This window comes from Commensalibacter sp. A3DC, from assembly GCF_047307945.1.
GTDB lineage: Bacteria > Pseudomonadota > Alphaproteobacteria > Acetobacterales > Acetobacteraceae > Commensalibacter > Commensalibacter melissae.
Window position 1 is genome coordinate 16,930 of the sequence record NZ_JAXOQA010000022.1, and the last position, 12,023, is coordinate 28,952.

Below are 12,023 nucleotides of genomic sequence, written 5' to 3' on the forward strand. Positions count from 1 at the left end.
TAATTACCCCCTATTTTCTGATTTGAAAAATGTAATGATTTCCTGCGTCAAAAGATATCCAATCTTTTCTTTACTGGCTCTCTCAAAATGCTGCTTACCAGAGGATGACAGAATTGTCACCTCATTTTCTGAGCCCCCCATGATATTTGTTGAAGATTGGACATCGTTAACAACTATCCAATCGCAACCTTTACGTATTCTTTTATCAACTGCATTTTTTAAATGGTTTTCAGTCTCCGCTGCGAATCCGATAACAAGTTTTGGACGATTATTTTTAAGTTGAGAAATTTTTGCAAGAATATCAGGATTGATTTCCATTTCCAGAATTGGTGGGAAAATAGCCGCTGTCTTTTTGATTTTATGTTTGGCAACATTCCTGACTCGCCAATCAGAAACTGCAGCAGTCATAACAGCCATATCTACAGGTAAATGTGCAAGACATGCATCTAGCATTTCATTAGCTGTCTTAATTTTTACAATGTTTATATTGTCAGGTGGTGATAGTGATACGGGTCCTGAAATCAGGGTAACCTCTGCACCAGCATCTCGTAAGCTTTCTGCAATGGCATAACCTTGTCTGCCTGATGAATAATTACCTATAAAACGGATAGGGTCAATCGGTTCGAAAGTTGGACCAGCTGTGACAAGTGCTTTCTTGCCTTCCAAGGGGCGATCAGGCGCCAAGATATTACGAATATGATCTGTAAATTTATCTGGAGAGATAAGGCGTCCATAACCATACTCTCCACAGGCCATCTTTCCTTTTGCGGGTCCTGCAATGACCATATTTCTTTCTTTAAGTGTTTGTATATGATTTTGTGTAATAGGATTTTCCCACATATGAACATTCATTGCCGGAGCAATAAGAACAGGCATAGTTGGTGGAGCGGCTAAAATAATAGTGCTGGCAAGATTATCGGCAATACCCAAGGCAATTTTTGCAATCAAATTGGCAGAGGCGGGATAGATAATTATGAGATCCGCTTCTCTGGTTAATGAAATATGTTCAATATTATGATTTTGGGTCAATGAAAATAAATCTTGGTAAACTTCATTGCCACTTAAAGTTTGTAAGGAAAGGGGAGTGATGAATTCAGCCCCTGATTGCGTCAAAACACATTTTACATTATGATGATTTTTGCGAAATAAACTTATGAGTTCTAAAGCTTTATAGGCTGCTATTCCGCCAGAAATGATAAGTAAAATGTTTTTGGGTGTCATGGAATTTTTTTTCAAATTGTAACTAATTATATGCGCCAACCTGAATGGATTGCTGCTATACCACCGGAAAGGTTTTGATAAGTAACACGTTCCAATCCAGCCTGTTCCATCAGGGATTTAAGTGTTTCCTGATCTGGAAAAGTACGAATGCTTTCTGCCAGATATTGGTAGCTATCACGATCCTTGGCAATAATTTGACCTATACGTGGCAATACCTGAAAAGACCATGCATCATATAGAGGGCGTAAAAAGGGAATGATCAATTTAGAAAATTCAAGACATAAAAATCTTCCCCCCGGTTTCAATACCCGTCGTGCCTCTTCTAGAACTTGATTCTTGTGTGTACAATTTCTCAAGCCAAATGAAATAGTTACACGATCAACAGATCGATCAGGCAAACAAATTTTCTCCCCATCAACACAAAAAAGATGGATATTGTCCACATATCCAAGGTCAAGTGCACGTTCCTGACCTACATGAAGCATACTGTAATTAATATCTGTTAAAAAAACCGTGCCACCTCCTCGATTTAACCAACCAAAACTTATGTCCCCTGTACCTCCAGCCAAATCAAGTAATGTTAAATTGGGGGTGGGATGCAGCTCTTGAATAAAAATCTGTTTCCAAACCCGATGAATGCCCAATGACATCAAGTCATTCATTATGTCATATTTTTGTGCGACACTATCAAAAACAGCCTTTACCATTGAAGGTTTTTCTTTATCATTAACTTGTCGAAATCCAAAATCGGTAATATGTTCGTTGGATTGAGAAGCGGTATCATTATTATTTTTCATACGATTAATTTTCAGAAAAACTTATGCCAGAATTGCCCGAAGTAGAAATAATTAGACGTGGATTGGAAAAAAAATTGACTAATCATACAATCCAAAACGTTCAACGCCATCGAATTAACCTACGTCAATCTATACCTATAACATTAGAAACATGCTTGGCAAATACCAGAATTGTAAAATTTAATAGACGTGGCAAATATATTTTAATGGAATTAAACAACGGATTGACGGTTTTATTTCACTTGGGAATGTCTGGAAAAATTATCGTGCAACCTTCTGGATCAGGTTATAAAAAACAAAAACACGAACATCTAACGATATTAACATATGAAGGTGAATGTCTTCAGTTTATAGATCCAAGGCGTTTTGGAATAATAGATTTGTTTCCAACAAATACGATACATAATCTTTTAAAAATGATGGGACCCGAACCTTTGCCCGATACAGGGATTAACGTTTCCTCTCACCAGGCGATATTATGTGATTATCTTCATGAAAAATTTAAACTTAAAAAACAATGTATTAAAAATACAATGCTTGATCAACGTGTTATTGCTGGGTTAGGTAATATCTATGTTTGTGAATCTTTATTTCTTGCTGGAATTTCACCTTTTCAAAGTGCGTGTGAATTAAAAAGACAAGAAATTCTGTTATTGATTCAATCCATTCAATCCATTTTGCTTAAAGCGATCGAGGCGGGAGGATCTAGTATGCGTGATTATGTTCATTCAAATGGTGAAAAAGGTTATTTCCAAATGCAATGGAATGTTTATGGTAAAGAAGGCGAATTGTGCAATTACTGTTTACAAAAGGGAAGAAAAACAGTTATAAAAAGAACGGTTCAGGCAGGGCGTTCAAGTTTTTATTGCGAAATTTGCCAAAAATGAAAAAATCATTGAATAATTCGCTTGACGTATGAACAGTAAGCTATTAATAACATGCATTAATGTGTAGTATTAATCCATTTAAACGAAAATAGACAAACAGGAAATCCATGGCGAATATCGCATCTGCGCGTAAGCGTATACGTCAAACTTTAAAACGCACTGAACGTAATAAGGCTCGCAAGTCGCGGGTTCGTACTTTTGTAAAAAAAGTTGAAGAAGCTCTTTTGGCAGGGAACAAAGAAGGCGCTGTTGAAGCACTTCGTCATGCACAGCCAGAATTGCAAAGAGCATGCACAAAAGGTATTATGCATAAAAATACTGTTGCTCGTAAAATTTCTCGCTTGGCAGGAAAGATAAAGAATTTAAAAACAGCTTAGTTATTGGCTTAAATATATACAGCAAATTACATATTTTGCTGTAAACTTGCTTTAAAAAAGAAAACCGACGAATGAATATCATTCATCGGGTTTTTTTTACTTTAATTGTTAAAATAATAAATTATATTCAGAAAAATTTTGGTACTTTATAAAAGTGTAAAAGAGGTGTATTTTAAAGAAACCGTTATAAAACATCCGTTTACTTTCCATATTCAATAAGTTTTCTTCACGTATGTCCGAACCCACAAACGAATCTCAAGAATTTAAATTATCGCTTCAGGATGCAGACCCCAATACGCTTAAATCAATATTGGAAATACATTGGGGGCGTATTTGTAGCCGCCTGCAGGTTGAAGTTGGTGAGGTGGAATATCGTACATGGTTGAAGCAAATAACGCTTGGCGCAATTGATGAAGATGAACTGACCTTATATCTACCCACCCGTTTTCTAAGAGATTGGGTTAGAGCTCAATACAACAACAAGTTAAGTCAGTTATGGCATGCTGAATTGCCTCAAATTCGTCGAGTAGAGTTAAAGTTAACTTCAAAAATTGAAAATGATCAAAATTTATCTCATAAAAATAATTCCGATACGGAAAAATATTCTGGCATAGATAATATCAAAACAGAATTCTCAAACCAACAAAAATCAGATACTAAACTCAATCATGTTAAGGAAGCCCATTCTATAAATGTTATTAATAATGATACCAGTTTGGGAGATAGGACAAAAGAAGAAGATAAGCTTCCTTTACATTTACAGTTAGATCCACGATTTACCTTCGAAAATTTTATAGTCGGTAAACCAAATGAATTTGCCTATGCGTGTTCAAGAAGAGTGGCTGAATGCCCTTCAAGCACAGGGTTTAATCCATTATTTCTATATGGTGGGGTAGGATTGGGTAAGACCCATTTGATGCATGCAATCGGATTTGAATTGGCAAAGGCAGGAAATATTTCAATTTCCTATATGTCAGCTGAAAAATTTATGTACCGTTTTATTGCCTCTATTCGTTCTCAATCCACAATAGAATTTAAGGAAGAATTGCGATCGGTTGATGTTTTGATGATTGATGATTTACAGTTTTTAATTGGCAAAGACAATACACAAGAGGAATTTTTCCATACATTCAATGCCTTGATTGATGCGGGTCGCCAAATCATCGTATCTGCCGATAAATCACCTTCTGATTTATCGGGGCTGGAAGATCGTTTGCGTACACGATTAGGGTGCGGAATGGTTGCTGATATTCATGCTACAACTTATGAATTAAGAATTTCCATTCTAGAAGCTAAGGCGGCATCCGCCAAGGTAGTTATCTCACCAAAAGTAATGGAATTTCTGGCTCATAAAATTACTACAAATGTAAGAGAGCTTGAAGGGGCTCTAAACCGTTTAATCGCACATGCAAATCTTTTCGGACGTCCCATAACACTGGAAGCAACCCAAGAAGTTCTTCATGATATCTTAAAATCCCATGAACGACGTGTTACAATTGAGGAGATTCAAAGAAAGGTTGCTGAACACTGCAATATTCGTCAAACGGACATGACATCTGCCCGACGAGCCCGTGCAGTTGCGCGACCAAGACAGATCGCAATGTATTTGGCGAAACAATTAACAAGCAGGTCATTACCTGAAATTGGCAGAAAATTCGGGAACAGGGATCATACTACCGTGATGCATGCCATTAGTAGAGTGGCTGAATTGATGGAAAAAGATTCTGCATTTGCTGAAGATGTGGAGTTGCTTCGCAGAATGTTGGAAACTTAAGACATTTTCCTGTGGTATTTATTTTAGAATACTGCTAAACATTATAATTTATAGCATTTTATATTGTTTATATATATCTTGAATAGGTTTTAGTTAATGAAACTAAAGGTTGATCGTACAATATTACTTAAAGCCCTGGCTCATATTCAAAGTGTGGCTGAAAAACGTAATACTATTCCCATTCTTGCCAATGTTTTAATTGAGGTTCAGGATGGACAAATGACATTAACTGCGACAGACATGGAAATCGCAATTGTTGAAACCATTCAAGCAGAATCATTGGAAAATGGCGCTGTTACCGCACCGGCTTCGGTTTTATATGAAATTGTACGCAAGCTACCTGACAGTGCCATAATCGAACTGACCCATACAAGTATTGATATGCCATTATCGCTAAGGGCGGGCAAATATGCAACCAGCCTAAATGTTCTGGATGTAGAAGAATTTCCTTCCATGACGTCTGGTGATTTTCCCCATAATTTTCAGATTTCAACAGAAGTGCTCAGAAAACTTATTGAACAGACAAGATTTGCTATTTCAACTGAAGAAACGCGCTACTATTTGAACGGCATATATTTTCATATTACAAATAGTGAAAATGAAAGTAAATTATGCGCTGTCGCAACTGATGGTCATCGTCTTGCCAAGGTCGAATGTACAATGCCTGAAGGTGCAGAAAATATACCTGGTATAATAATACCCCGCAAGACTATATATGAAATATATAAATTGCTGGAAGAAGCGGAAGAAGATATCCAGATCATGTTATCTGATACTCGTATTCAGTTAAATTTTGGAAGTGTCACATTAACGTCCAAGTTAATTGATGGTACATTTCCGGAATATGAAAGGGTCATTCCCAAAAACAATACAAAGGTTTTACGGGTTGGAAAACAAGATTTTGCTACAGCTGTGGCAAGAGTGGCTGCAATTAGTATGGAAAGATCCCGTCCAGTCAAATTGTCTTTGGATAACAATTCCCTTGTTTTATCTGCGAGCAGCGTTGACCAAGGCAATGCAAAGGAAGAACTTGACAGTTCACAAGTTCAATATGAATCCACGCCGTTGGAAATTGGATTTCAAGCACGATATTTAAATGACATAACCGACCAGATTGACAATCAGGTAGAATTTATTCTTGCTGACAATTCAGCCCCGACAATTGTTCGTGATGTTGATGATCCTTCTGCATTATATGTATTAATGCCAATGCGGGTTTAATATTCTTATTTCAATGCTTATATAATGAGTATGACGAAGCTAGAACGTCTTACTTTAACAAATTTCCGTAATTTTGAACGACTTGTTTGGACTGTTCCAAGCCAAAAAATCGTGGCTTACGGTCCAAATGCAAGTGGTAAAACAAATTTATTAGAATCGTTGTCCTTGTTGGTTCCTGGTAAAGGGTTACGTAAAGCAAGAATTGAAGATTTGGCCAAAAATAATAATCAGACTCAGGGATGGGGAATAGTAGGTGAATTTTCAAATCAGCAATACGATAGCAATTTTACACTTTCTACGGGCTGTTTTCCTTTTTCAACAAAACGACAATACAGGATTAACGGCAATATAATTCAAAATCAGAATGAAATTACCCGCTATCTTGCGGCTGTTTGGTTAACACCTCAAATGGATCGACTATTTTTAGAAGGTCCATCTGGTCGAAGACGGTTTCTTGATCAACTTATAATTAGTCTGGAGGGATATTATGCCAAAGAATTGGCAGCTTATGAAAAATCACTTTTTCAAAGAAATAAATTACTTTCAGCAAATGTGTTGGATCATAATTGGCTGAAAGCGGTTGAAGAATCAATGGCAAGACATGCCGTGGCTATAACTGCAGCGAGAATTAATTTTATCCAGCAATTAAATCAAATAAATATTATACAAAAAGCTTTTCCTGAAACCCTGTTAAAATTAAATTGTTCCATTGCCGATTATCTTATGAAACATCCTGCCTTGGTAACGGAAGACTATCTGAAACAGAAATGGAAAATGAATCGAGTTCAAGATGCGGAGAATAGATCAACTGCTTTAGGTTGCCATCGGATGGATGTTGTATTTTTTGAAAATAAAAGTAATATTTCTGCGCAGATGGCGAGTACAGGTCAGCAAAAAGCGATTTTAATTAGTGTTATATTAAAACTGCTTGAATTAGTTAAAACAAATAAGAAAATTCAACCTTTGTTACTTTTGGACGAACCACTCACGCATCTTGATTCCTATCATAGGAAGATTCTGCTTTCCAGTCTTCTCGATATTGATAGTTTTGTTATTATCACAGGGAACGAGATATCTGATTTTTATGATTTTGAGAAAAACTATGATTTTTTAAACTTGAATCACGGAAAAATAGTATGATTATTTATTCTTTCTGGTAAAATAAATGTTCTTTTATGCGCATTATTACCCATCTATTGTTTAATAAAAATAAAAATAAAAATAAATATAAATTTAATTATTTCTGGAGCCCCATTGAACATGGTTAATACTAACGATAATTCAATTCATTCATCTCATTTAAATAATGATAGTGATAATGAATATGATGCCTCTTCAATTTCTGTATTAAAAGGGCTGGAGGCAGTTAGGAAAAGACCCGGCATGTATATTGGAGATACAGATGATGGATCCGGATTGCATCATATGGTATTTGAAATCGTTGACAATGCCGTTGATGAAGCCCAAGCCGGATTTGCCGATCAGTGTATATTAACGTTATGCAAGGATGGCAGCATAAGGGTCAGAGACAACGGTCGTGGCATACCCACTGATATTCATCCTGAAGAACGAATAAGTGCAGCAGAGGTAGTGTTGACAAAATTGCATGCAGGAGGAAAATTTAATCAGAATTCCTATAAGGTTTCAGGAGGGCTCCATGGGGTGGGTGCGGCAGTTGTCAATGCGTTGTCTGAATGGATGGAAGTACGTATCTGGCGAAATGGTAAGGAATATTTTATTCGTTTTGAAAATGGTGAAACTGTTCAATCCTTAACGGAAAAAGGATCAAGTGATGAACCGACTGGTACTGAAGTCACTTTTAAACCAAGTAAAGAAATTTTTACGCATATTGTATTTGAATTCGGAATATTAACTCGCCGCCTACGTGAACTGGCCTTTTTGAATTCAGGTATGGAAATAATCGTTACAGATGAACGTGAAGATGAAGTTGTAAAGGAAGAATTCCATTACGAGGGTGGTCTAAGTGAATTTGTCAAATGGTTAACTAAATCGAAAAATAACCTTATTGATCCCATTACCGGTAGTTTCTATAACGAAAAAACCAACATTAAAGTGGAATGTTCCTTGGTATGGAATGATACCTATAATGAACATGTATTATGTTTCACAAACAATATTCCCCAAAAGGATGGTGGAACTCATCTCGCAGGTTTTCGTCAATCCCTAACACGTATAGTGGGAAAATATGCGGATGAAGTTTTTAATAATAAAAAAGGATCGCTTGGATTAATAGGAGATGATATGCGTGAGGGGTTGACCGCTATATTATCTGTAAAAGTTCCAGATCCTAAATTTTCATCACAAACAAAAGATAAACTTGTATCCTCGGAAGTTCAACCAGCTGTTCAGAATTCAATATCCGATATGCTTGGCCATTGGTTTGAAACCCATCCAAAAGAGGCAAAACTAATCATTTCCAAAGCGTTTGATGCTGCTTCAGCTCGTGAAGCAGCACGTAAAGCCAGAGAACTTACCCGAAGAAAAGGCGTTCTGGACGTTTCTTCCTTACCCGGTAAATTAGCTGACTGTCAGGAAAAAGATCCTGCACAATCGGAAATCTTTATTGTTGAGGGAGATTCAGCTGGTGGTACTGCAAAACAGGGAAGGGATCGCCGTTTTCAAGCAATTTTGCCACTAAAAGGCAAAATCTTGAATGTTGAACGTGCACGATTTGACAGAATGTTAAATTCTGCTGAAATTGGTACGCTTATAACAGCCCTTGGAACAGGTATTGGTAGAGGAGATGTTGAACAAGGTGGCTTTTCTCTTGAAAAGTTAAGATACCACAAGATTGTTATTATGACAGATGCAGATGTGGATGGATCACATATACGTACATTATTATTAACTTTCTTTTTCCGTCAGATGCCTGAACTGATTGAAAAAGGATACGTTTATATTGCGCAACCCCCACTATACAGAGCAAAAAGAGGTAATGACGAACGATATTTAAAAAATGATGAAGCGCTTGAAGATTATCTATTGAAAAAAGCGATAAATAATACAGCTTTGTATTTGGCTGATGGAACAGAGCTTAGAGAAAACGAGCTTGAAAATCATGTAAAAGATTATTCATCTATACTTCATCGTTTGAGATTTTTTGAAAAATATGTACCTTTATGGATTCTCGAACAAGCGGTCATGTGCGGTGTTTTAAACGAAGATGATATGAATGATCCAAAATGTCGCCAGGAATTACAAGATCGACTTGACAGTTTATCCGCAAAATCAGAAAGAGGATGGCAAATCAGTGTTGAAGATGGAATGAAAATTCATCGTGTAGTGAGAGGTGTCAAGGAATCTTATTCTATACCTTTATCCATTATTAAAAGTAAAAATGCTGCTTGGATTAATCAGCACAGGCAAAAATTGATTACTGATTTTAATGAACCTGCAAACTTGTCCATTGATAAAAGAGATGAAAAAGTGAGCGGTCCATCTTCAGTATATAAATTGCTAATGAATAACGGAAAAAAAGGTTTGGCCATTAATCGCTTTAAAGGGCTTGGTGAAATGAATGATGATCAGCTTTGGAATACAACTCTTGATCCTGCTACACGGACTCTATTGCAGGTAAAAGTGGGTGATTTGGAAAATGCAGATGAAATTTTCACAACATTGATGGGTGATGTTGTGGAACCAAGAAGAGATTTTATTGTTGATAATGCGTTGACCGTTGCAAACCTTGATATTTGATTTTAATGTTCTTTATTAAGTTAAAGATAAATTGAATATCAATATCCGTATTTTAATCCGTTATTGTTATTATTAATAAAATATTATTACATTCATTATTTTATTAGGGATATAGGTTAAAAAATGTTCTGTCCATTTTGTGGAAATGAAGATACCCAGGTCAAGGATAGCCGCACCACAGAGGACGGGACTGCCATCCGACGTAGGCGCATTTGTATTAAATGCAATCAGCGTTTTACAACTATTGAACGAATTCAACCAAGAGACTTGATGGTTTTGAAACGAAATGGACAAAGAGTTCCGTTTGATAAAGAAAAGCTTGTGCGTTCAATCGAACTTGCAATGCGTAAACGTCCTTTTAGGGCTACAGATATTGATCAGATTGCCAATAAATTAGAAAAACAATTTGTTGATTTAGGTGACAATGTTATTACATCTGAATCTATAGGTGCTGCAACCATGGAAATGCTGAAAAAAATTGACAAGGTTGCCTATATACGTTTTGCCAGTGTTTACTGTGATTTTCAGGTTATTGAAGATTTTGCCGAACTTCTTCCTACCCTTGAACATCATGAAAAATAGTAGATTATAATTAATATAAGTTTTTTAATTTTTAGGATGATAATGAGCGACCAAAAAAATATAATAAAGAGGCCAAGAACGTTAACCCGAATTGCAGCTGTCCAAGCTATTTTTCAATGGGAACAGGGTATTGAAAAAGCTGCAAATTTATTGATAGAGCAATTTCTGATTCATCGTATTTCACCTGATTTTCATGATGAAACTTATATTGATGGTAAAACTCATATCCCTAACATTCCACTTTTTACTTCTGTTGTTCAGGGATTTGTACATCGATCTCCAGAAATTGATACAATAATTAAATCATCGTTACCAAATGAATGGCCTTTTCAACGATTGGATCCTATTATTAGAGCCATATTAAGAGCTGCAGTTACAGAACTTTTACTTGATAATATTGAACCACCAAAAAAAGTTATTATCAATGAATATATCGATGTTTCACATGCGTTTAGTAATGGTGATGAATCTGTATTGATTAATGGAATTCTAAATAATCTTGCTAACCGTTTAAGGAAAGAGATTGAAAACAAGGCCTAATTTATGGAATTGCCACCCGAATTTCAGATTATTGATCAATATTTTAAAAAATTAAGTGGCCCTGAAGCTCTTGATCTCACAGATGATGCTGCAATAGTATCTTTGAATCAAAATGAAGAAATTGTTTTGACTATGGATGCTATGTCTGAAGGTGTCCATTTTTTCAAAAATGATCCAGCTGATCTTATTGCTCGCAAATTGTTGAGATGTAATATTTCTGATATAGCTGCAATGGGGGCAAAACCATATGGATATTTATTGGCATTATCACTTCCGAATCAATATTTTAACCACCAGTGGATGAATCTTTTCACAAAAGGATTGGCCCATGATCAAAAGAAATATGGTCTTTCTCTATTTGGAGGAGATACAACAAAAAATTTGAATAATATGACCTTATCAGTAACAATGTTAGGAAAAGTTAAAAAAGGTCAAGCAATACGTCGAAATACTGCTAAACCAACTGACGGGATTTGGGTAACAGGAACCATTGGTGATGCTGCCATGGGTTTATTAGCATTGGATGGTAAAATATCTACCAATCAGTATTTTATTGATCGTTATCATATACCTCAACCTAGGATTGAATTATCATTAAATCAAATTGCATCAGCGGCCATGGATATTTCAGATGGTCTTGTACAGGATCTTAGTCACTTAACTCGAGAAAGTAGGGTTGACGCAGTTATATATACCAATTCAATACCATTATCAAATGAAGCTAAAAAATTTCAAAAGGATTATTTTCAAACGTATATTACAGGCGGTGATGATTATGAACTTATTTTTACAATACCTGTTAACAAAGAAAATAAAGCACTTGAAGAATCTAAACGTGTTGGTATCAAATTAACAAAAATTGGTTATTGTATAGAATATAACAATGGTCAAATACACATTTTGGATG

11 protein-coding genes are annotated in these 12,023 nt (G+C 35.8%); 9 read left to right on the forward strand and 2 right to left on the reverse strand.

The window, feature by feature from the left end; translation table 11 throughout:
• Window positions 1-3: 3 nt before the first annotated feature.
• Together coaBC and U0839_RS04045 are read right to left on the reverse strand one after the other, a co-directional pair.
• On the reverse strand, window positions 4-1,221 hold the full coding sequence (coaBC, locus tag U0839_RS04040; RefSeq protein ID WP_155565432.1) for a bifunctional phosphopantothenoylcysteine decarboxylase/phosphopantothenate--cysteine ligase CoaBC: 1,218 nt from the start codon (window positions 1,219-1,221) through the stop codon (window positions 4-6).
• A 26-nt stretch (window positions 1,222-1,247) separates the two neighbouring features.
• A complete protein-coding gene (locus U0839_RS04045) occupies window positions 1,248-2,018 on the reverse strand; it encodes a class I SAM-dependent methyltransferase (protein WP_413550127.1) in 771 nt (256 codons plus the stop codon).
• A 23-nt stretch (window positions 2,019-2,041) separates the two neighbouring features.
• Here U0839_RS04045 and mutM point away from each other — a divergent pair, with 23 nt between their 5' ends.
• From mutM to thiL, 9 genes are all read left to right on the forward strand, one after another.
• Window positions 2,042-2,905, forward strand: coding sequence for a bifunctional DNA-formamidopyrimidine glycosylase/DNA-(apurinic or apyrimidinic site) lyase (gene mutM, locus U0839_RS04050; protein WP_413550128.1), 864 nt, complete (start codon window positions 2,042-2,044; stop codon window positions 2,903-2,905).
• A 107-nt stretch (window positions 2,906-3,012) separates the two neighbouring features.
• Window positions 3,013-3,282 carry a 30S ribosomal protein S20 gene (gene rpsT / locus U0839_RS04055; RefSeq protein ID WP_110437968.1) on the forward strand — a complete coding sequence of 90 codons (270 nt, stop codon included), beginning with the start codon at window positions 3,013-3,015 and terminating at the stop codon, window positions 3,280-3,282.
• Window positions 3,283-3,514: 232 nt separating this feature from the next.
• The gene (dnaA, locus tag U0839_RS04060; RefSeq protein WP_155565429.1) at window positions 3,515-5,056 is read left to right on the forward strand and encodes a chromosomal replication initiator protein DnaA; all 1,542 of its coding nucleotides are present in this window, start codon (window positions 3,515-3,517) and stop codon (window positions 5,054-5,056) included.
• Between the two features lie 96 nt (window positions 5,057-5,152).
• On the forward strand, window positions 5,153-6,277 hold the full coding sequence (gene dnaN, locus U0839_RS04065; protein WP_413550130.1) for a DNA polymerase III subunit beta: 1,125 nt from the start codon (window positions 5,153-5,155) through the stop codon (window positions 6,275-6,277).
• Window positions 6,278-6,301: 24 nt separating this feature from the next.
• On the forward strand, window positions 6,302-7,417 hold the full coding sequence (gene recF / locus U0839_RS04070; RefSeq protein WP_155565427.1) for a DNA replication/repair protein RecF: 1,116 nt from the start codon (window positions 6,302-6,304) through the stop codon (window positions 7,415-7,417).
• A 120-nt stretch (window positions 7,418-7,537) separates the two neighbouring features.
• Window positions 7,538-9,994, forward strand: a complete 2,457-nt coding sequence (gene gyrB / locus U0839_RS04075) for a DNA topoisomerase (ATP-hydrolyzing) subunit B (protein ID WP_155565426.1) — start codon at window positions 7,538-7,540, stop codon at window positions 9,992-9,994.
• Between the two features lie 123 nt (window positions 9,995-10,117).
• Window positions 10,118-10,576, forward strand: a complete 459-nt coding sequence (nrdR, locus tag U0839_RS04080; RefSeq protein WP_155565425.1) for a transcriptional regulator NrdR — start codon at window positions 10,118-10,120, stop codon at window positions 10,574-10,576.
• A gap of 42 nt (window positions 10,577-10,618) precedes the next feature.
• The gene (nusB, locus tag U0839_RS04085; protein WP_196424851.1) at window positions 10,619-11,116 is read left to right on the forward strand and encodes a transcription antitermination factor NusB; all 498 of its coding nucleotides are present in this window, start codon (window positions 10,619-10,621) and stop codon (window positions 11,114-11,116) included.
• A gap of 3 nt (window positions 11,117-11,119) precedes the next feature.
• Window positions 11,120-12,023: thiamine-phosphate kinase (gene thiL / locus U0839_RS04090; protein WP_413550131.1), on the forward strand; the 904-nt coding region annotated here is incomplete at its 3' end.

Coding starts and splice junctions, on each gene's coding strand:
- rpsT (WP_110437968.1), top strand. CDS start 3,013: ATGGCGAATATCGCATCTGCGCGTAAGCGTATACGTCAAACTTTAAAA.
- U0839_RS04045 (WP_413550127.1), bottom strand. CDS start 2,018: ATGAAAAATAATAATGATACCGCTTCTCAATCCAACGAACATATTACC.
- recF (WP_155565427.1), top strand. CDS start 6,302: ATGAGTATGACGAAGCTAGAACGTCTTACTTTAACAAATTTCCGTAAT.
- nrdR (WP_155565425.1), top strand. CDS start 10,118: ATGTTCTGTCCATTTTGTGGAAATGAAGATACCCAGGTCAAGGATAGC.
- dnaA (WP_155565429.1), top strand. CDS start 3,515: ATGTCCGAACCCACAAACGAATCTCAAGAATTTAAATTATCGCTTCAG.
- gyrB (WP_155565426.1), top strand. CDS start 7,538: ATGGTTAATACTAACGATAATTCAATTCATTCATCTCATTTAAATAAT.
- coaBC (WP_155565432.1), bottom strand. CDS start 1,221: ATGACACCCAAAAACATTTTACTTATCATTTCTGGCGGAATAGCAGCC.
- nusB (WP_196424851.1), top strand. CDS start 10,619: ATGAGCGACCAAAAAAATATAATAAAGAGGCCAAGAACGTTAACCCGA.
- mutM (WP_413550128.1), top strand. CDS start 2,042: ATGCCAGAATTGCCCGAAGTAGAAATAATTAGACGTGGATTGGAAAAA.
- dnaN (WP_413550130.1), top strand. CDS start 5,153: ATGAAACTAAAGGTTGATCGTACAATATTACTTAAAGCCCTGGCTCAT.